Raw genomic sequence first — 20,807 nt, 5'->3', positions numbered from 1 at the left:
TCACGGGGTTACCGGTCGTCTCCGCCACCTGGCCGAGGCTGGTGATGGCGGCTACGAGGCTGGGTCCGGAGAAGCGGACGCTGACGAATCCGTCGTGGTCTTCGACCTTGCCGGGAATGTGGAAGTGCTGTTCGTTTCCGGCGACTTGGATGAGGAAGGCCCAGGTGTCGCGGTGGGCTTCGACGGTGGCGTGGGCGACGCCCGCGGCGGCGCGGAGGATGTCCGGATCTGGTTCGGCAGGGAAGGGGGCCTCAGCCTCCGAGTGCGGCTGCGACGCCGCTGGCTCGCGTTGTGTCGGCGGTGAGGGATCCGCGGCCGGCTCGGGCTCGGGTGGGCTGTCGGTTTCCGGCACGGCCGACGTGCTGGCGGCCTGCGCCCGGAGCTGGCCGTCGACTTGGGCGATGGTGCCGCGGATGGCGACGAGTTCGTTGCCGATGCCGGCGAGTGGTCCGGTGGTGATGTCGTTGGTGCGGGCCATGGCGTCGCGGGCGACGGCCCGGATTTCGGTGAGGCCGGTGGTGATGGCGGCGGTGGTGTCCTGCCGGATCTGGTCGATCGTGTGCTGCTGGTCAGAGACCTGCTGCTTGATCGCGGCGAGGTCGGCTGTGATCTGGGTGAGCTGGTGGCTGATCTGCCGGATGGACTCCCTGTCTGCGTTGCCGAATGGCACGTTCCCCCCTCATGGTCACCAGTGACCTGGAACAGGGTGGAGTCGGGCCAACCTGGCGACAAGGATGCGATTCGGACACATGGCGGGCTCCCGCCGCGGGTGCGGTCGAGGCTGTTCAGTGCCGGGGCTGAATGTCGTAGATCCGGACGGTCTGCTTGTCCTCGTTGACGGCGAGGATCGCGATCACAAGGGGCCGGACGAGTATGCGGTGGGTTCCGTCGTCGATGCCGTAGGGCTCGGTTTCGATGAACGGCTCGTGGCAGACGTCGGACAGCGCCATGGTGAGCTGTGCGCTGGCGTCGTCAGGGAGGGAGTCCCATGCCGTCAGGAGGGTCTCGTCGCAGAGGAGCCGGTACACAGCCCCCAGCTTGTCAGGTCAGGCAGCGCCCTGTGACCGGATTCGCGCAGCATCCCCGAGAACACGCTCGGTGACGTCGACCCACTGCCCCGGGGGTTCCTCGCCACGGGCCTCAGCGGCTGCGATCTCCCGGCCGCGCTCGACAGCAGCAACAACGCGCTCCGCCCGCTCCACCCACTCAGCGAACGTCTGCAGCAGCTCGCCCTCCGGCGCACGGTTGATCTCACCAAGAAACTTCTGCGCCAGGACAGGGTTGCCGAGGGCGTCACAGATCCGCTCGATGGTCCACGGCTGCTCACTCATCCCGGCCTCCCAAACTTTAGCGGGCTTGAGTTTCAGGCTAGCGCGATCCCGGGACCACATACCAAGAATCCTGTGGGCGAATACTGCGCAGGAACTCCACCGCGGGATTACCAGCCCGAATCCTGCTGGCCGCTGCCAGGTCACGGCCGCTCCTTGCTGCGGGGTGGGCGGACGCCGAGTAGTGGGACGGGGCCGGACGTCGCGGCTGCCGTCGGCGCGTTCGACGAGGACATTCTGCGGTGCTGCGGGCCGGTGCGGAGGTACGGGAACGCGATGGCCGGGCGGCGGCCCACGCGGGGCGCACCGGGTGTGGACGGTGATGGGCCCACACAGGCCTCCGCGGGCGCGAAGAGCACTCTCCTGCCTCTGCGATGCGGATGCGGAAGCCGGGACCGTCCCGGCGGGCGCGGCGAGCACGCCAGGCGGCCGAGCACGATGTGACCGGTCTCGCGGGATCATCCCCGCAGGCGCGAAGAGCGCGGGTCCGCCAGTCACGGACCTGCTCGCGGGGCAGGTCCGTGAAGACGAGCTCCGGTTCCTGGTCGGCTCGCGCCTGGTGAGCCCTGAACGTCTGTCTCTTGGTCCATGGCTCCGATTTCGACCATCACCTCGCCGACTTCATCGCCAGCCAGTGCGCTGACCAGCGCACCGAGCCGCGTTGAGCGTGGCTCAGCACATGAGGTGCCGCCCTGCCTTCGCCAACACCGGATCCAGCGGCCTCCTACACACCTCGCACCGCAGCCCGCCCCGTGGCGCCGGAGGCAGGGGCGCACTTTTCGGCTGCCGCACTGCACGCTCACGGGACTCCCGGACCGCCCGGGCGTAGCGAGCCTGGCTGGCCAGCCGCTGCTTCGCTTCCTCCCGCGCCTCCCGCTGCGAGTCACGCAGCCGCGTTTGCAGGTCCTCTGGTAGCACCGCCCCGGTCGGCCCCAGTCCCAGCGAGCCCAGCGGCATCGACACACGCTCCAGCTCATCCAGCGCGCACGGCGGATGGTGCAGCCCGAATACCGACAGGTCCCCGGCCTGCCACCACTGGTGACGGCGCACGTGCGGCTGCCCGAACGATGTCGCTGCTTCCCGCTTCGAGACGAAGTAGAACCAGACCGGCAGGCCCTCCTTGAGCGCAATGTGCGGGAAGTGCACCCGCGGCCGCCAGAACCACACATCGACCACGCCCTGACGCGCATAGTCCCGATGACGGGCCCGCCAGCCATCATCGGTCATCAGCATCCGCTGCGCTTCCAAGGCCACCTTCGTGCCGTCCTCCAGCAGCACCTCGACGTCCGCCCGCCGGTCCCGGTCCACGGTCCACTGCTCCAGACGCACTCGCGCAACGCCGGGACGCGACCGCGCCCAGGCGGCCAAGGTGTGCTTGGTCGTGATGTGCCAGACCGTTTCGGGGTGGTGGCCGCCTGCCGGCGCCTGTCCGGGCGGATGGGCGAAGTGCCGACGCACCTTCCCGCCCACACGGCCGCGCGTCACCAACGGCGCCCGCGTGCCCGGCGCAGCCTCGAAACCGTGAAAGCAGTAGAAGCACACCAACTGCCCCGTACCGCCGTACCCCAAACGCTTCCACTGTTCAGACGGCCGTTCGGCGACATGCACCTCGCGACCCGTCTCCAAATCGAAGCCGACCACCAGCAAGTCGTCTTGCATACGATCTCCCCCTTCGCACAAGACCGGCACACCACGAGCCGCTCACTGCCGCCCCCTGATCACCATTCAGCCCCTCACCGCTTCCCCCAGCCTCTCGGGAGGGGGGCAGCATCACTGGTACCGGTAGAGCTGATAGAGCTGGAGTACTTCCCGCTGCCACTCAGCGCGCGCCGCGGAGGGGTCTTCCGGCACATCGCGGCCGAGGCTGCGCGCAAGCCCCTGGTACAGCTCCAGGGACCTGGTGTCGCTCACCGCGATAAGCGCCGTCAGCAGAGGTTCGCCGACCGGAGTCTCGGCATCCACCCGGGCGAGAACGTCAACCTGGTCATCCGGGTGCAGGCGGGGCAACGCGCGGCCGAGTTGACGCCGTAGCCGCGACCAGGAGGTGGTGGAGCGTTCACGGGCAGTCTTCTTCAACGCGCCCCGCACGGCGGCCGCCACCTCACCGACCTTGGCCTCCGGCAGCCGGGCCGGCCCTTGCCTGACCTTAGAGCCGCCGACCCTGTGCGTATCTGCTGACCTTCGGGACGCCGCACTGCGCTCGCTGCCCGCTCGCTCCTGGCCCCGCTGCTGTGTCGGCTCTTCTCCCTCGGTCGGCTCGTCTTCAGCGGGCTGTGGAGCACTGGCCCGGGCGATCCACCAGGTGACCTCCTGCCTGTCTTTGGCCGCCAGGTGGGCGCCGGCTTCTCCGGCATCCTTCTCAAGCAAGCCGATCAGCCGTCGCGTCTCCGACGTAAGAGCCGGGCCAGGCAGGCGGCGCAAGTGACGCAGCGCCGACCGTACCCTGCGCACGGCGGCCTGCTCCGGTCCCGAAGCCGTGGGCTTCCTGCGCGCAGCGGGATGGAGCGTGTGAGTGACGGCAATCCAGGAGTCGACCTCATCCCGCTGCAGGGCGGTCACATGCTCGCCAGCCTCCTCAACGGTCCTCTTCAGGACACCGATCATCCGGTGAACCTCACGTGCGGGCAGCTGGTCGGCCAAGCGCCGCAAATCGCTGAGGAGATCGCGCATCCTGAGATGCGCCGCCCTCGCCGGGTCCGGCCGCTTACTACGCGCAGCGGTCGCACGCGACGTACCCGACGCGGAGGTACGGATCCGGGAGAACTTCGGTCCGCGGACCTTCGGGGCCGAATCACGGATTTCCCAGCCAGCATTGCGTTTCTGCTCCTCCAAGAACGTGCCTGCCGCCAGGATCAGCGCGTCCTCTTCTTGGCTGCGGGCACTACCGACCGTTGCTTCCGCACGTGCTAACAGCGCCCGCACCCGAACGGCCTTGCGGTCATGAATGGCCTGGTACAGCTCCTCGAACAGCTCGCGCCGCACGCTGGTCTGCCGCTCAAGGAAGGCTCGCGCTTCCGCAAGCGCGGCGGCTAGCTTGTCCGCCTCAACGCCTGACGGCGACGCCGTTTCCAGCTCGTCGCACAACGCGGCAACAGCGGAAACGGCCTCGGACTGCAGGGCGGCCCGCAGACGCCGCACCGGGTCGGCCCGCTTCACCTCCGCAGACCCCACCGTGCGATCTGAATGGCCGAAAACCACGTGCCGAGGCGCAGGCGTGCGATGGTTACGAACGATCCGCTCCACCGCAGGAGTCCGCAGGCCTTCCTCGGTCATCTCACAGTCGTCCAGACCGAACCACTCAGTCTCCCGCGCGAAGGCCTGCGTACCGACACGCACCCGCCGCGTCGTACCAACACTCTCGAATCGCACCCGATGCACATACCAGCGCCGCACCAGCGTCTCCTCATCCACCGGCACCGACACCCCCAGCACCGGCTCCGCCCCGTCGTCGTCCCACACCGGAGCCACAGCAGCATCAAGATGCACTCGCAGACCGCGACCCCTGTGCCGTTCGAAAGTGATGTCCAGGACCGACCCAATCGGCGCCCCATCCGGCTGCGCATACGCGAAAGCAGCCCGCTGCCCACGGTCAGCCAGCCACACCTGCGCGGCCGCTTTCAGATACAGGTGGTCGGCGCTGGAAACGTCCCGAGCCCGACGCCCGCACACGTGCGGCAGCCCGTCCGGATCAGGGTGATGGGCGAAATGGCAGACCCGGTCGGTGTACAGCTTCGTAGCCAACTGCCCACCACAACCACCCAACAACAGCCCGCACCAGAACGTATCCCCCTCATGCCAGCGACGGAAAGCGTCCACCTCGATCGCCTCCAGCGGCAACAACAGCGGCACCTCCGACTCCGCACCACCCAGCACCGCCGTCTGAATACGCCGGGTATCCCCCTGCAAACGAATCCCCCAACTCACCTCAGAACAAAACTGGTTCATTAATCGTGCCACCGCTACGGCCACAGCAATCCCGACCCCTAGTCTCGGAGTGGTTTTGTCGAAGTACCAGGGAACATGCCCGCGAGCGCGGGGACGACTAGAGGGCCTGAGCACTCTCCCGGTACCCAGCCGAGCTACCCCCGCGGGCCCGGGGACGACTTTCCTTGGTCTGTCTGGTTCTGTTCACGAGTTCCGACGGCAGATGTGCACGACGGGAGGCGCCCCGCCCGGGCCGTGGTCGATGTTCACGTCGTCGCTCTGTGGGCCGTGTAGAGGTAGGTGTCGGCCGAGCCACGCGCCGACTTCGGCGCGCCCCATAGGGTGGTCTGATGTTCGATCATTTGGAGATCCGGGTGTTGCCACCGGGACCCCGGTTCGCTGCCCAGTTGCGGTTCTGGGTCAACGGCGAGGACGTGATCGAAGGTGCGGTCGACGAGGGCGGCCGTGGGCCGTTCGCGGCAGACGTGCTACCAACTGGCCGACCCAGCCTCCTGCGGGCGACCAGCGAGGCACGCCGTCTGGAACTGGGGGAACCGGAGTGTACCGGCGGTTGCTGCGGTTTCCTGTCCGTCGTAGTGCAACGGTTCGGGGACATCGTGCAGTGGTCGGACTGGGAAGTTCCGTCCGCCCCCGCCTCCCCGCTGCCGGAGTTCCACTTTGACGTCAGCCAGTACGACGCCGAAGTGGCTCATGCTGAGGCAGACCGGTGGTGGCAGGTCCACATGTAGCTCAGCACGGCGTCCCTGCCTGGGCTGCGGGTTCTCACCGTCGCCGAGTCCTTGGCCACAGAGGAACGCCCCGAGCCGGCCCGGTGCTGTCGAAACTCGTGAACATTCGGACCAAGCCGCGGTGGCCAACCGCCTCCAGAACCGACGTCGAAGTGCTGTCCGTTCTCCGGTTCTGGCTCGCTTTCCGTTTGCGCCGTGAGGCGCTGTTGGTTCGAGTGGAGGTGGAAGACCTGCACCAACTCGCTGTAGCAGCAGTCGGGTTGAAGCTGAGGGCAGCCTGATCCGGGTGATGCCGGGGAGGGCGAGAGCGGCCCTGACAACGCCGGGACGTGTCCAGTACTGCCAGATGGGGCGGGTCCGGCAAGCGATGCTCGGCCGCCCCGGGAGGGTGACCGTCACCCGCGACGATCGCGCAGGCGATGACCCGGACGTTCAAGTTGCGATCCTCGGTCGCGCCGGAGGACGACCGCCACCACTCAACCAGCAGGCGCATACCGGCGTCGTGGATGTTGCGATTCCTCGGCCGGCCCGGACGGCGACCGCCACGGGAGAGGGCAGGCTTTACGAAACGTACAGCAATCCGTTGCGATCCTCGGTTGCCCCGGAGAGCCACCGCCAACACCCACTCGTCGTCGTCCGGGTAGGCGGGACCGATGTTGCGATCCTCGGTCGCCCCGGAGGGCGAACGCCACGCTGGATGGCGGCGAACTCCTGGATCACCGTGAAGGAGTTGCGATCCTCGGTCGCCCCGGAGAGCGACCGCCACCGTTTGACCCCCGCCATACGCTCAACCCACCCGCCGCGTTGCGAACCTCGATCGCCCCGAAGGGCGACCGCCACGAGATCTCCCAGGAGACCGTCGACCGCATCACCGAGTTGCGATCCTCGATCACCCCGGCGGACGACCGCCACTTCCACCAAGGGCGACGCGGTGTCCTTCCAGGACCTGAAGCTGCGATCCTCGGTCGCCCCGAAGGGCGACCGCCACCTGCGGCTTCGACCGCAGGAGCCGGCCCACCGGTGAGTTGCGATCCTCGGCCGCCCCGGAGCGCGACCGTCACGAGGCCCTGCTTGGGGAAGGGCCAGATACCCTCATCATTGCGATCCTCGGTCGCCCCGGAGGGCGACCGCCACGGCCTGGTGCTCAGCTACGGTGACCCGCTGACCCCGCAGTTGCGATCCTCGGTCGCCCCCGAGAGCGAAGGCCGGTCTGGCCTTCCGTGCGTCCATGAGGTGGCCGACTTCGTTGCTCGGTCGCCCCGGAGGACCACCGCCACGCCCGCGGCCAATCCAGCTCGCTGCGATCCTCGTCGCGCCGGAGGGCGACCGCTCTACCGCCCTGCGGTTCTACCCGCTGTGGAATGCCGATCGGTTGCAATCCTCGGTGGCCCGGGAGGACGACCGCCACACGCCGACGTCATCAACCACATGCAGGGCCAGAACCAGTTGTGATCCTCGACCGCCTCGGAAAACAACCTCCACAAATCGCTTGGTGCGGTCGTAGGGCACGTCGTTGCTGTTACGATCGTCGGTTGCCTCGAAGGGCGACCGCCACGGCGAAGGTGGTCTCGGGGAGGTCGCTCCAGGCGAAGTTGCGATCCTCGGTCACCCTGAAGGGCGATGGCGATCGCCACGATGCCCGCCTGTGCGGCTCCGGCGGGGACGGGGAAGTTGCGAGCCTCTGTGCCCCGAAGGACGACCGCCACGGTCGAGGCCGCCGACGAGCATCTCCGCGCCGTTCGCGTTGCGATCCTCGGCCGGCCCGAAGGGCGACCGCCACATTGGTCGCGCCGAGTACGAAGTACTGGCGACCGGGGTTGCGATCCTCGATCGCCCGAAGGGCGACCGCCACCCAACAGCCGGAGCGCGTAGCCGTTGATGCACTGGTTGCGATCCTCGGTCGCCCCGGGGGCGACCGCCACATTCGCATCGAGGACAGCTGGGACGTCCTCTGTCAGTTGCGATCCTCGGTCGCCCCGGAGGACGACCGCCACGCGCAGGGCGGCTGGTATGGGCACACCCAGGTCCCGGAGTTGCGATCCTCGGTCGCCCCGAAAGACGACCGCCAGCAAGGACGCGGGCAAAGCCAAGTTCCTGCTGGACAAGTTGCGATCCCCAGCCGCCTCGAAAGGCGACCGCCTTCAGGCCAGTCCTCCCCGAAGTTGCGCCCCCTGTTCGAACCGGAGGACCACCGCCACGAGACTGCCAGCATCGCGGCCGCAACCCGGATGATCGCATGGTGATCCGAGGCCGCCACGCAAAGCGACCACCGCTCGCGGCGTTGCTGGTCCAGCGCCGATCCAGCAACGCCGCATGTTGCGATGCTCGGTCGCTGCTCGAAACGGTGTGGTGTCAGCCCGATGTTGTACTCCTGGGCTGGTTTCAGCCGATGAGGCGGGTGAGGGTTACTCCCTCCGGCACGTTGTCCTGGTCGATGTTGATCCGGTCGGCGTAGTCGTCCCAGGATCGTGCCTCGCTGTGGCCGAGGGGTTTGATGCGGATCAGGTCGAACAGCTTGTGGGCGGGTGCTCGTCCGTAGGCGTCGTCGTGGGTGAAGACGTAGAGGCCGCGGATGGCCATTTCACCGCGGGAGGCGGCGCGGTCGTGGTCGAACATCATGGTCATGGCTTGCCAGTAGGCGGACAGGTCTTGTGTGGAGACGCCGCCCTTGGTACCGAGGGCGCCGGAGTAGAAGCCGTGGCCGCGGTAGAGGCCGTAGGGCACGTAGTGCTTGTTGCCCATCTCGGTGACCTTGCCTCTGGCGAGGTCTTCGGGCTTGTTCGGGGCGACGCGGGTGATGCCGGCCTCAAGGGGCGTGACGGGGTCGATGGAGCGGGAGAAGGTGAGCTGCATGGGCCCGCGGGCCCTCCCGGCGTGCTTTTTCTGATCGCCGACGGACATGACGGCGCCGAACAGGCGCACGTCGTAGAAGTTGCGGATCATCCACTGCTGGGCGGTGGCGGTCTCGCCTTCCTTGGCGCCGCCTTCGTGGTAGGCGCGTTGGATCTGCGGGTTGAGGGCGACACCTTCTTCGACGTACATCTCGAAGCCGGGCTGCCCTTGGTGGGCGAGGGTGACGGTGTTGCGGATCTTTCGCTTGAGGGCGACATCGGTGATGAGGCCCTGGCTGGTGATGGGATCGGTGCGGGGCATGCCGCCAGCGTCGGGGTCGCCGTTGGGGTTGCCGTCCTTGACGTCGATGAGGAAGACGTAGTCGTGCTTGCGGGTGGGGTCCAGGTGTACGGCGGGCATGACGGTGTTCGGTGTCCCTTCGGCTGTGGTGGTGTGGTTGGGGATTGTCGGGCCCTTACCAGAGGGTGCTGTCGGAGGTTTTTGCGTCATCGTCGGCGGTGGCTTCAGGGAGGGCGTCCGCGGCCTGGTCGGCAGAGAGTTCCTTGCCGGCTTCACGGGCCTTGATGGCTTGGGCGGCGGCGCGGGCGGAGTGGGCGCGTTGGTGTTCGTAGCCGAGGATGAACAGGGCCTGCTGTTCGGCGTTGAGGTGGGCGGGCAGGCTGTCGAGCAGGTCGAAGGCTTCCCGCATGCGGTTTTCCATGGCCTTGGCGGCTGGTTCGCTTGTGCGGGCGATGGTGCGCAGGTGGGGGCGTGCGCCGATGCGGAGCCTGGTGAGGGGTGCTCGGGGAGAGACGACGGCGGTGGTCAGGTACTTGTCGGTGATGGTGGTGTTGACCTTGGGCATGGCTTTGCGCTGGATTGCTTCGAGCATGGCCATGATCCGCCCGCAGACGTATCCGGGTTCCGTTGAGGCGGTGTTCAACTGGGGCACGCACAGCTCCTTGTGGCGAGTGGTGGTACGGGTCAGGGCGAGGCGCAGTAGCGCGATGCGGGGCCGGTCGATGTGGTGGTCGGCGCGGATGCGCTGCATGAGGATGGGCAGGACGTGCGCCGGTGGTGGGGTGCCGTGGAGTGCGGCTTTAGCCAGGTCGGCCTGCAGATGCTTGGGGGTGGTGGTGTCGATGTACTTGTTTTTCCGCTTGTCCCAGCGGGCGGCAGCCAGGGCGAGGCGCCAGACGGACCAGTAGAGGTAGGTGTTGTTCCAGCCGTCCCAGGTCTGCTGGTCGGCGAACCAGGTCCCGAGCCGGTGTTTCAGCTCGGGGACGGGGATGGTGATCCAGTCGGCGACGATGACCCTGTTGGTGTTCACGCGCAGGGTGACAGCGTGGAAGGCGTCCTCGTCGACGGCGGCCAGGGCATCGCGTCCTTGGTGGGGGTGGTGGAGGCCGTCGACGAGCTGGGCAACTTCCGTGGGTTCGGGGTTGTCCAGGGTCCACATGTCGGTCTCGGTGTTGGGGTCGCGGGTCCACCACACGAGGGCGGAGTCGCCGATGCCGGTGTGGTGGTCAGGGTCGGCCAGCAGCGTGTTCAAGGTGGTGGTGGCCTTGGTGCCACACACCACGCAGATGGGAGTGGCGCCGAGCTGTTTGAGGCCAGCCCGGTAGTGGGCGGGCTGGTTGAGGCAGATCAACTGCGTGTTCATCCCGGAGCCGGGAAGGCCCTTGATGGGAACGGGGAGAGTGGACAGCAGCGACCCCTGCTGTCCACAGACGAGGCAGATGCCTTCCTGGGACGTGCCCGGCTTGCCGCTCTTCGCGCTTCTGACCTTCTCGGCCCACCATCGTTGTGCTTGGGGCAGGTCGTGGATCCATTCGCCGTCCACACTGATGGCGACGAGGTGCCCCTGCTCCATGCCCTCCGGCCAGCTGTCCGGTGCAGGGTTTTCCAGCCACCGGGCCAGGGCGCGAGCTTGGGGAAGGCCGGGGTGCTCGTTGCACCAGGACGTCACCATGGCGCGATAGGCGGTGTGCCGCTCGTTCGCTTTGGTGATGTCCTTCGCGCTGGTTGAGGGAACCTTCTTTCCGTCCGGCTCCTTCACCAGGCCGGGATGGGCCAGGACGTACAGCGCGCTGTCGGCGAGCAGGAACGGCGGCGGGTTCTTCCCGGAGCGGCCGGTGTACGGAGCGGTGACCGTCCGCGGCTCTTTCCCCTTCGCAGGGCGCAGATCGGTGATCAGCGGCTCGGCGTTGCCCGTGCTGGACAGGTCGATCCGCCACATGACCGGGCGCCGCTGGTAGTAGTCGGGGACGGCGTCCTCGCGGCTGTCGGCGTGCTGGACGAGGCTGTGCAGCAGCACGTCAGACCGTCCCCTCGGCAGACGCCCGCCCCTCGGCCCCGGGCATCCCGCCCACTTGGGCGGGGTCGAGGGGGCGATCCGGCACGTGGAGAACGCCTCGTTCGAGGCGGGCGCGGAACCAGTGGTAGCGCTCCTGGCCCATTGGCAGGTACTCGATGTGGTGGAGCATCAGCCCGATCTCCTCGACCGGAGGGATGCCTGCCCGGTCGGCAGCGGTGACGACGCCGGCCTCCTCGGCTGATCCGCGGGGACCGAAGAAGGCTGCGAACTCGCGGCAGCCGAAGTGGGGCTGCTCGAAGCAGGCACCGCGCTTGAGCCGGCGGTCGAACTGGTCGCGGTACTTCGGCAGAGGTGCGGTACAGCGTTCGGTGGCGTTGATGGTGGCGTGGATGCGGTAGGCGACGTCTCGCAGCGCGACGGTGACGCGCTGCCCTCGGTCCTCGGCCACGTCATACCGGTAGCCGCTGTTGGCGCGTAGCTCCGCGTAGGTCTTCTTCGTGATGACCGAGTTGTTGACTTCGTTGCGTCGGAAGGTGGTCCACTGCACCGGTTTGAGCAGTTCGATCCTCTCGATCCGGTAGCTCAATTCCGGTTTCCACAGGATCGCTTGCAACAGTCCTGCCGCTGCCGACGGGGTCATGGTCGGGTAGGAGACTCGTTCGACCTTGAGTTCCGGGCGGGTGAAGCAGGCCAGCGGCCCCCACGCCTCCACCTGCACGTGAAGTGGCCGGTCAGCCCACTCCCCGCGTTGCCGGGTTTGTGCCGTCCTCATGCACCTTCCTCCTTCATGCACTGGCTGGCTCGGCCCGTTGTCAGTGCTGGCGGCTAGCGTCATCGCGCGATGGCGGTCCACGGCCTGTCCCAGACCGGGGCGGCAGTGAAATGCGGTGATCTGATGGGATAACAGCGCATGCCTGACAGGATGTCAAATATGCTTGAAAATAAGGCAGTTGATCAGATATGCGAGCCGATGCCAGTGCCAGCGGGCAGACTCATAGCCCACTCACCGGGCCACCGCGGTAGCTGGCACTGGTACGAAGACCACGCCCGCGGCACCGGCGAACTCGCCCGCGGTTTCGCCGAGGCGTGGGGAGGCGGGGAACTTGCCTACCGGCTGGGACGTGACCACGACACCGGCAAAGGGGCGTGCGCCTGGCAAGACGGACTGATCGAAGAAGCCACGACGGGCCGGAAGATCCACCGACCCTCACACAATGACGCCGGAGCGGTGCTCTTCGCCCGGGCCGCCCGGCAGAATCCCGTACTGACGCCCTTCGCCGGCGTCATCGAGGGGCACCACACGGGCCTGTCCGCCTGGTCGAAGGTCAGGTCCCGACTGAAAGCTCTGATGCGGGACTCCACCGAGGTGGACGAGGCAATCAGCCAGGTCGCCAAGGTCCTGCCAGAGATCCTGGAGGAAACCTGCCCGACCGTCCCGCACTGGCTCGACCCTCGCAACAAGACCAACGTGGAGATGCTGGTCCGCATGACCTACTCGGCCGTGGTCGACGCCGACCGGCTCGACACCTCGGCACACTTCAGGCCCAAGGCCCGCGAGCCTGACGTGAGCATGACAGAACTGTGGGAGAGGTACGAGGCCCGGCGCCAGGAGGCCCTTGCCGAGCGTCGGCGCCAGCAGGAGCCCTCATGGCTGGACAAGCTCCGCGAAGACGTCTATCAGGAAGCGATCGAAACGGCCGCAGGCAAGCCGGGGGTGTACCGGCTACACCTGCCGACCGGAGCGGGAAAGACATTCACAGGCGGAGGCTTCGCCCTGCGCCACGCCGCACAGCACGGCCTGCGCCGCATTATCGTCGCAGTCCCGTTCATCTCGATCACCGACCAGAACGCGACTGTCTACCGGGACCTTCTGGATCCAGAACACGGGCCCCGGGTGGTACTGGAACACCACTCGGCCGTGAACTTCGAGACATCCGACCGACTGGCACCACGATCGCCAGGCAGCTCAGCAAGCGCAGATCAAAAGCGTGGACGTCTCAACCGCTGGGCCAAACTGGCCGCAGAGAACTGGGACGCCCCGTTCATCGTCACCACCACGGTCCGCCTGATCGAAACCCTATTCGGCAACAGCCCATCCGCCACCCGCCGCCTGCATCGGATCGCGGGCTCCGTCATCATCCTGGACGAGGTCCAATCCCTCCCCGACCACCTGCTGACACCGATCCTGTCGGGACTGCGGGAACTCGTGGAGCACTACGGAGCGACGCTCGTACTGTCCTCGGCGACACAACCGGAACTCACCGCGCTCAATCCCTGGCAGACCGGCCTGCCGCAGCGCAACATCGTCGCCGACCCCGCGCCGCTCTTCAAACGGCTGCGCCGGGTCCGCTACGACTGGCGCACCGGCCCCAACGTGACTCTGGGGAGCATCGCCGCAGAGGCCGCCGACCACGGGAACGCTCTGGTGGTAGTCAACGGAACCAAGGACGCCAGCACGGTGCACAAGAAGTGGCTCTGCAACCACGAGGAGCATCCCGGCACCTTGCACCTGTCGACCCGCATGACCGGCGGCCACCGCAAAGAGACCATCCAGGAGACAAAACACCGCCGCGCCGCTGGCATGGACACACTCCTAGTATCGACATCGCTGATCGAAGCCGGAGTCAACCTCGACTTCCCACGCGGATTCCGCGCCAGATCACTGCCGGAGTCCGAACAGCAGGCAGCCGGACGCATCAACCGCGAAGGGCACCTTGCAACCGAGGACAGCGTCATGACCATCTTCGAACCAACCGACGGTCTCCAACCACACGTGATCTACAACGAGTCCGGCATCACCGCAGCATCCCGCCGCTTCGGCGAAGGGCTGGCAGACCCCGACGACCTCAACAAACTCCGCTCCTACTACCAGCACCGCTACCAACTCCAGGCCGGACGCTCCTCCACCGATCCCAACGGAGCCACCGGAGAAGCCATTGAGGCACTGCGAGAGAAGCTGGACTACCCGGAAGTCGCCCGCAGAATGCGAATGATCGACAACGAACAATCCGTGGCCGTCGTCGTCATCCGCTCTCAGCTCACCCAGAACGATCGGCGAGCCGCCCAGAAGGCCGTCGAGCAACTCCGCAACGGAGCACCAACACCAGAGAGCTTCCGCACACTGCAGGACCACATGGCCGCCATCCCGAAAAAAGAACTGGAAACAGCGATCAGTGCAGGTCACGCCCTCGAAATCGCCGGCGACCTGTATGAGTGGACAGGCCCTTACCACCCGCAACGCGGGATCGAACCACCTGCGTAGTGCACTGGGCCAACACAGGCCCTCAGTCACCTTTCTCGACAGCTGAAGATCGCGACCCCTAGCCGAGCGCCTCATCGGTATTCTCGGGATGTGGCGGTCGTCCTCCGGAACGACCGAGGATCACAACAGCCCGAGGGTGAGCGCGTAGTAGGCGCTGGGGTCCAGCGTGGCGGCCATTCTTCTGGACCGCCGAGGATCGCAACGCCTACTCGCACAGCTACGCCCCGGAACCTCACGGGCAGCGGCTGACCTCTAGGACGGCAGAGGATCGAAACTTCACGAAGTACGGCGACGAGGTGTGGGTGCCGCTGGAGTGGCGGCTGTCCTCCGGGACAGCTGAAGATCGCAACACCACGGTCGGGGCGCACACGATCGCTACGCCCGTCTTGGCGGTCGTCCTGCGGGACGGCCGAGAGTCGCAACGTCCCGCCGCTGTGGCTGCTGGAGCAGTACATCGAGGTGGCGGCCGTCCTACCAGACTGCCGAGGATCGGAACACCTACTGGTCTGTCGGTCTGGGCTCGTGGTTGGACGTGGCGGCAGTCCTTCGGGACAGCCGAGGATCGCAACTACGCGATGATGTTTGCGATCGCCGGATCGACGTCGGCTGGCGGTCGTCCTCCGGGATGGCCGAGGATCGCAACGCCTGCGCCGTGAGCGACACGAGGATCTGGTCCACTGTGGCGGTCCTCCTCCAGGACAGCCGAGAATCGCAACGTGGGGCCGTTGGAGGTGACGGCGGAGTCTGCGGTGTGGCGGTCGTTCTCCGGGACGGCCGAGGCTCGCAACCCTCTCGTACCGAAGAAGGCCAACCATAGGAACGTCGTGGCGGTCGTCCTCGGGGATGGCCGAGAATCGCAAGACTGGGCTCGCCGCGTACCGGCGCCTCGACCCCAAGTGACGGTGTGCTTCGGGACGACCGAGGATCGCAACAACGGCTCCGGCTACTGGCTCCGTTCGCCGGCATGGTGGAGGTCGTCCTTCGGGACGGCCGAGAATCGCGACATCCGGCACAGTCAGCCCGGCCGCCGGCAGATGTACGAGTGGCGGCCGTCCTCCGGGACGGCCGAGGATCGCAACGACAGTACACCTGGCAGCAGCGGGTGACTGAGGAGTGTGGCGGTCGTCCTCCGGGGCGGCCGAGAATCGCAAGCTCAACTCGCGCGGCACTCTGTACGCGATGGGCCGGGGTGGCGGCGGCCCTCCGGGCGGCCGAGGATCGCAACACCGCCGGCCAGGAGGCGGGCGAGCGCAACGGCGGGTGGCGGCCGCTCTCCTGGGCGGTTGAGGATCGCAACTTCATGATCGGCAGCAGCATGCGCAGGTAGCAGCCGAGTGGCGTCCGCCTCCGGGGTGGCCGAGGATCGCAACGACCTCGAAACCCGGCAACACGAGCTGCTCGGTCTGTGGCGGCCGTCCTCCGGGCCGAGGATCGCAACCTTGCCATCGCCCTGGTCCTGGTCACGGTCGTGGCGGCCGCCCTCCTGGGCAGCCGAGGATCGCAACACCGGCTCTCTCGTCGTCACCCCGGGTACCGGCTCGTGGCAGCCGCCCACCGGGGCGGCCGAGGATCGCAACGCCAAGGCCGTGATCGCGGTGGCCCACGACGAGACGGTGGCGGTCGCCCTCCCGGGCGGCCGAGGATTGCAACACGCCGCCCACCAGCTGAGGCCAAGCCCTCATCGACCTGGGTCCCCTCTGACCCATCTCCCCTGGCGGTTGCCTCAGGGCAACCGAGGACCGTAACAACGGCGCTCGGGAATGGCGTCAGCTCACCCAGGTGGCGGTCACCCTCCGCGGCGACCGAGGAGCCCAAGGGCATATGGGAGTGCCGGGCCTGCGTCGAGCCGGTGGTGGCGGTCGTCTTCCAGGACGGCCAATATCGCAACGCCACGGCGGGCGTAAGTGCTGAGGATGGCGATGCTGGTGGCGACTGGCCGACCATGTCGGCCACCACCTGCCCCAGCAGGCCGGCAGCGCTTGGACCGGCACCGTCAAAATCCTTCACGACCGCTACCGCAACCCGTAGCAGCACGCATTGCCCGCAATGACCTCGCCGAGCCTGTGCGCGCACCCTTTCGGCGCCGCCTCACTGACCAGCTCCGCCACGTCCCTCGCCGCGACGGTTCGTTCTCCGAACTGGCGCAGGCCAACTCCTCGAGAGAGTGGGTGGCGCAATGGGCCTCTTGTGGGGCTCCACCGCGTGGCTGACCATGCGTTACAGACGGCTTGTTGAGCCGTGCCGGAAATGGGGGGCCATGTCCACAGGAACGAGGAGCAACTACTGGGCGGACAAGGCTCTGCCCAGCGTGTTCAAGCACGAGCTACTGAAACGGTATCTTCCCCAGTTCGGGGGCATGCTGGGCAGCCAGTCACACGGCAAGCGCGTGGTCTACCTGGACGGATACGCGGGCGAGGGCCGCTATGAGAACGGTGAGCCGGCCTCAGCCGAGATCGCCTTGAGGGTCGCCTCCCACTTCCGTTCGCGCCACGGGGTCACGGTGGAGTGCTTCTTCACCGAGGCGCAGCAGAAGTCGTTTGAGCGGCTGCACCAGGTGGTCGAGAACTACAGGGGCCGCGGCGTCCTCGCGCACGCCCACCGCGGCGAAGTCGACGGGGTCCTCGACAGCGTGATCCAGCGGGCCGCGCGCGAACCGCTGTTTCTGTTCCTGGACCCGTGCGGACTGGCTCTGCCGCAGGACCGGCTCGTGAACGTGCTGGCGCAGCAGCGACCGCAGAAAAAGCCGGCGACTGAGCTGCTGATGAATTTCAGCATGATGGCGGTGTGGCGCCTGGGTGGCCACGTCCGCTCCCCGAAGGGCAACGAGAGGTCGCTGCAGCGCTTCGATGAGGTGTGCGGCGGGACCTGGTGGCGGAACTATTTTGCCGACGCGGCGGCCTCCTCCGCCCGGGTCGGCGCAGCGGAGGACGCCATCGAGGCCGTGGCAGCCGAATACTCCCGTCGGCTCGCCGGCCGTACGGGCATGTTCGTGCAGTCGGTGCCCGTCTCGCACGCGCCGCACAAGCGCGCCGTCTATCGGCTGGTCTTCGCCACCCGCAGCCAGTACGGCCTCTGGGTCTTCGGTGACGCCGTGGCGCGAGCTCGGGATGAATGGTGGAAGTCGCACGAGCTGCGCGAGGAGGAGGACATGGAGGGTCAGCTGTCGTTCTTCTCGGCGCGCCCGGACCCCCAGGAAGTCGAGGACCAGGCCCTGAAAGAGATCACGAACAACCTCGCGGCACTGCTGCTGCGCACCCGCCGGCCCGTCAAGCTTGTCGACCACACGCTGGAGGTGTTCGGCAGCCACTACGGTCAGGTGACCGAGCCCGTGGTGCGCAAGGCTGTCCGGATACTGCACGGCCAGGGCATGACGCCCAGCAACGGCGTCGGGGTGAAGAAGATCCGCGAGATCACGCTGCACCCCAAGGGCGTCGCGGCCTGAACACTCGGGCGGCCTGCTTTCGGAGTGCTTCAGGCCGGGGCTGGTCACACGGCCACGGGTAGAGGCATCTGGTCCCAGGTGCGGCCCTCCAGTTCGCGGCCGCCGGCCTTCGGTGTCCGGCCGCCCCACTGCTTGAAGAAGAAGGCCACTCCGGCCTGCTGGCAGGTGTCCCGGATCTGTGTCACCCAGGCTTCGTCTAGCGGCCGGTGCCCAGGCCCGGACTCGCCACCCGCGATGACCCAGTCGATGCCCGTGAGCTCCAGCCCGTCCAGCGGCCCCAGTAGCGGCTCGCACGACAAGAACTTCACCGCCGCGGGCACCTGCCGCAGGTCGTCGACGCGCGGCAGCTCCTTTGCGCTCTCCACGGACACGCCCATCCACAGGTTCTCCGGCCACTCAAGCCGGTCGGCGACCTGCCGCAGGCGCCGCGCCCGTTTGGTGAGCACTTGATAGGTGTGCTGCGGGGTCTCCGCGATCACGTCGAAGACGCGGCGCACGTAGTCGAGCGGCACCCGGGCGTGGAAGAGGTCGCTCATGGAATTCACGAAGACGGTGCGAGAACTCTTCCACCCGTACGGCACGCGCAGGGCGTCCGGATGCACCGTCAGCCCGAACCCGGGCCCGGAAGTGCGCGGGTCACCGTCGGCCTGGTACTTCGGCGACCCCATGGCCTTCAGCCGCTTCGCCAGCGTCAACGCGTAGCAGTTGTCGCATCCCTTGGAGACGCGGTCGCATCCCGTGGTCGGGTTCCACGTCGCCTCGGTCCACTCGATCGCACTGCGGTCACTCACCGGCCGGCCCTCCATCCCCTCGAACCGAGCCTCATCACCGGCGGAGCAGCCAGGGCCCGCTGTAAGCCCAACAAGCCGCTGCACCACCAGATACCGGTATCCAACCATCCGACGGCCGCACCGTACTCACTACCCCAAGAATGAAACATGCGTTCCCTTCTGTCTGGGAGCCTCCGTGCTGAAATCCGGCCACACCTCGGGCCTTGGGACCGCTGCCCCGTTCACGCTGTGGACCGCAGCGACGCCGACTTCTTCACCGCAGCCGCCGTCTCGGGCTGCCGTCCTGTTCGTTCCGCGCGGGCCCGGCGCATGGCCGCCGCGTGGGAGGCGTCGGCTTCCCGACGACGCCGGACGCGCGCCGTATCGATCGGAGCCGGCTCATCGGCGGGGGGTCCCTCCGACTCAGGGAACGCCCCGGAGCCACCCGGCACGGCGGCGCGGCCTGGCTGTGGGCGGCGAGCGCACGGCGACATCCGTCCGAGGCGGCCTCCCGGGCGTGCCCCGGTCCGGCGGGTACGGCCGAGTGTCGACGACGGCGTAGTTCCTCAGGAGCTGTGGTCACGCAAATCTTCAGGACTTGACGGGCTCAGGATTCATCGAACGGTTCGTCACTCCACCTGAACCAAGCACGGCCGTCGCTGATGTGCAGGAGGAACTCCGCGACCGGTCCTGACGGGGCCACCAGCGACAAGGCGCCCGCGATCCGGTCGTAGGAGTCGTCAACCGCTCGTACTCCTCCGCCTCCATCAGAGCCAGCGACTCGTCGAACCACGGCTTCACCTCTGCGAACGCCAGCGCTGGAACGAAGCGCCCGTTGAGCCATGGAAAGTCACCCTCGTCGATCACGATCTCGCCGAGCAGCTTGCCTTGCCGCATCAGTCGCCAGACTTCGCCTTCGAAACCCATCCCACCAGCTCCCCGCTCAATCTTCTGGTGTAGTCGGCAGCCTCTCACGCGGTAAGGACACCAAGGCGGGAACGCCGACGCGCTGGTGGGCAGCTGCGTCGGTGCTCGGATCTGCCATGGATCTAGGTGATCAGGGGTTGTCGGTGGGGTTCTTGGGGCGCTTGTTGGGCCGGTAGCTGGGGCCGTTCGTGATCACCTGGTGGCTAGTGTTGATCAGCCGGCCCAGGACGGACTCGGAGACGACGGGGTTGGGGAAGAGGCCAGTCGCTGGGCGCCCGGTTGCTGGTGATGATCAGGGACCGGCCTGCCGCTCGCTGACCAGTTCGTAGAGATCGTCGGCCTGCGCAGCAGCGAGCTGGCGCATCACGAAGTCGTCCAGGATGAGGACGTCGGAGCGGATCAGCTCGCGCATCTGCTTCACTCTGGCCTACTCCAGGACGGGGCGGTTGGCCGATGTGTACTCGTCCGCGATGTTGAACACGCTGGCACAGTGTGGGCATTCGGCCTTGCCGAAGAGGTGGGCGATTACGTCGGCGAGTGCCTCGTGCCCGTCGCGGACGGCAGTCTCGTACATCCACCGGCCGGTGCCGGAGAGTTCCTCGGAGGACGCCGGCCGCAGGCCGCGATGGTCCACGTCGCCCAGGTGCCAGTCCCGGATCGCAGAATAGCGCCCGTGGTCCCCGATGGCGATCGTCACTTCCACGGCGCAGTGAGGGCAGGCCAAGTGGTAGAAGTCGTCCGCGAAGTCCCCCAGAACGGCACTCCAGTGGTACTGCTCCCTTGCCGCGATCAGATCGCGGAAGGTGGCGAGGTAGCCGACCGGCCGCGATTGCAAGTGCCGGTCCAGCAGCGTGCGGAACTCCGCGATCGCGTCGGCGCAGCCCGCCAGCAGATCGTCGCAGCCGTGGTGTCCTGCCGCGCATCGCAGGATCGTCCCGGCCAGTCCACGCGCCCGTGCGCTCCTCGAGGCGAGACGCACCAGGCGCGGCAGGGCGGCAAAGCTGGCGGGGAAGACGAGGTCGTATTCGAGGACCAGCCGGTATCCCAGTTCCTCCCATGCTTCGGCGTTGTCCTCGAGTGCCACCCGTTCCAGAAGCGCGGGGACGCGATCGACATCCCCGTAGCAGTCGTACAGCTGCGTCCAGTTCACCACCCAGGCATTAAGACGTCGTTTCAGTTGGTGAGTCGGCGGTAGCTGATGAGGGCTGCGGCGATGCCGGCGAAGGCGAGGAAGTGTTCGGCCTTGCGCTCGTAGC

General features: G+C 67.3%; 12 protein-coding genes and 3 pseudogenes. 3 read left to right on the top strand and 12 right to left on the bottom strand.

Annotation, left to right across the window (positions count from 1 at the left end; genetic code table 11):
* From ACZ418_RS42670 to ACZ418_RS42650, 5 genes and pseudogenes are all read right to left on the bottom strand, one after another.
* A pseudogene (locus tag ACZ418_RS42670) lies at positions 1-670 on the bottom strand (hypothetical protein); the annotation flags it as partial.
* Between the two features lie 115 nt (positions 671-785).
* Entirely contained in the window at positions 786-1,028 is a 243-nt protein-coding gene (locus ACZ418_RS42665; RefSeq protein WP_468374228.1) for a type II toxin-antitoxin system RelE family toxin, read from the bottom strand.
* A gap of 18 nt (positions 1,029-1,046) precedes the next feature.
* Complete coding sequence (locus ACZ418_RS42660) at positions 1,047-1,331, bottom strand: hypothetical protein (protein ID WP_388636405.1); 285 nt, start codon at positions 1,329-1,331, stop codon at positions 1,047-1,049.
* Between the two features lie 669 nt (positions 1,332-2,000).
* Entirely contained in the window at positions 2,001-2,987 is a 987-nt protein-coding gene (locus ACZ418_RS42655; RefSeq protein WP_468374224.1) for a competence protein CoiA family protein, read from the bottom strand.
* A gap of 111 nt (positions 2,988-3,098) precedes the next feature.
* Entirely contained in the window at positions 3,099-5,177 is a 2,079-nt protein-coding gene (locus ACZ418_RS42650) for a zinc finger domain-containing protein (protein WP_468374221.1), read from the bottom strand.
* A gap of 425 nt (positions 5,178-5,602) precedes the next feature.
* Here ACZ418_RS42650 and ACZ418_RS42645 point away from each other — a divergent pair, with 425 nt between their 5' ends.
* The gene (locus ACZ418_RS42645) at positions 5,603-6,001 is read left to right on the top strand and encodes a hypothetical protein (RefSeq protein ID WP_468374217.1); all 399 of its coding nucleotides are present in this window, start codon (positions 5,603-5,605) and stop codon (positions 5,999-6,001) included.
* A 2,382-nt stretch (positions 6,002-8,383) separates the two neighbouring features.
* Here ACZ418_RS42645 and cas7c read toward each other — a convergent pair.
* The 3 genes from cas7c to cas5c are packed head-to-tail and all read right to left on the bottom strand — an operon-like array spanning position 8,384 to position 11,922.
* Positions 8,384-9,253 carry a type I-C CRISPR-associated protein Cas7/Csd2 gene (gene cas7c, locus ACZ418_RS42640; protein WP_468374214.1) on the bottom strand — a complete coding sequence of 290 codons (870 nt, stop codon included), beginning with the start codon at positions 9,251-9,253 and terminating at the stop codon, positions 8,384-8,386.
* A 55-nt stretch (positions 9,254-9,308) separates the two neighbouring features.
* The gene (gene cas8c / locus ACZ418_RS42635) at positions 9,309-11,150 is read right to left on the bottom strand and encodes a type I-C CRISPR-associated protein Cas8c/Csd1 (RefSeq protein ID WP_468374212.1); all 1,842 of its coding nucleotides are present in this window, start codon (positions 11,148-11,150) and stop codon (positions 9,309-9,311) included.
* A gap of 1 nt (position 11,151) precedes the next feature.
* Positions 11,152-11,922 (bottom strand): type I-C CRISPR-associated protein Cas5c, encoded by a 771-nt coding sequence (gene cas5c / locus ACZ418_RS42630; RefSeq protein ID WP_468374210.1) that lies wholly within the window; start codon positions 11,920-11,922, stop codon positions 11,152-11,154.
* Positions 11,923-12,081: 159 nt separating this feature from the next.
* Here cas5c and ACZ418_RS42625 point away from each other — a divergent pair, with 159 nt between their 5' ends.
* Positions 12,082-14,412 (top strand): CRISPR-associated endonuclease Cas3'', encoded by a 2,331-nt coding sequence (locus ACZ418_RS42625; RefSeq protein WP_468374207.1) that lies wholly within the window; start codon positions 12,082-12,084, stop codon positions 14,410-14,412.
* 2,308 nt (positions 14,413-16,720) lie between these two features.
* Complete coding sequence (tcmP, locus tag ACZ418_RS42620; protein WP_468374204.1) at positions 16,721-17,854, top strand: three-Cys-motif partner protein TcmP; 1,134 nt, start codon at positions 16,721-16,723, stop codon at positions 17,852-17,854.
* A gap of 44 nt (positions 17,855-17,898) precedes the next feature.
* Here tcmP and ACZ418_RS42615 read toward each other — a convergent pair whose 3' ends face one another.
* The 4 genes and pseudogenes from ACZ418_RS42615 to ACZ418_RS42600 form a co-directional block, all read right to left on the bottom strand.
* The gene (locus tag ACZ418_RS42615; protein ID WP_468374200.1) at positions 17,899-18,645 is read right to left on the bottom strand and encodes a DUF5131 family protein; all 747 of its coding nucleotides are present in this window, start codon (positions 18,643-18,645) and stop codon (positions 17,899-17,901) included.
* A 586-nt stretch (positions 18,646-19,231) separates the two neighbouring features.
* Positions 19,232-19,551, bottom strand: a pseudogene (locus tag ACZ418_RS42610) (hypothetical protein).
* Between the two features lie 130 nt (positions 19,552-19,681).
* Positions 19,682-19,969 (bottom strand): annotated as a pseudogene (locus tag ACZ418_RS42605) (ATP-binding protein); the annotation flags it as partial.
* 9 nt (positions 19,970-19,978) lie between these two features.
* Positions 19,979-20,701 carry a hypothetical protein gene (locus ACZ418_RS42600; RefSeq protein WP_468374197.1) on the bottom strand — a complete coding sequence of 241 codons (723 nt, stop codon included), beginning with the start codon at positions 20,699-20,701 and terminating at the stop codon, positions 19,979-19,981.
* Positions 20,702-20,807: the final 106 nt, after the last annotated feature.

It is taken from the genome of Streptomyces sp. NPDC030820 (assembly GCF_055572075.1).
This window is presented reverse-complemented; position numbering and strand designations above follow the sequence as displayed.

Excerpts from the sequence above, each read along its gene's own strand:
- ACZ418_RS42660 (WP_388636405.1), bottom strand. The coding sequence starts at position 1,331 with ATGAGTGAGCAGCCGTGGACCATCGAGCGGATCTGTGACGCCCTCGGC.
- ACZ418_RS42655 (WP_468374224.1), bottom strand. The coding sequence starts at position 2,987 with ATGCAAGACGACTTGCTGGTGGTCGGCTTCGATTTGGAGACGGGTCGC.
- ACZ418_RS42645 (WP_468374217.1), top strand. The coding sequence starts at position 5,603 with ATGTTCGATCATTTGGAGATCCGGGTGTTGCCACCGGGACCCCGGTTC.
- cas7c (WP_468374214.1), bottom strand. The coding sequence starts at position 9,253 with ATGCCCGCCGTACACCTGGACCCCACCCGCAAGCACGACTACGTCTTC.
- cas5c (WP_468374210.1), bottom strand. The coding sequence starts at position 11,922 with ATGAGGACGGCACAAACCCGGCAACGCGGGGAGTGGGCTGACCGGCCA.
- ACZ418_RS42625 (WP_468374207.1), top strand. The coding sequence starts at position 12,082 with ATGCTTGAAAATAAGGCAGTTGATCAGATATGCGAGCCGATGCCAGTG.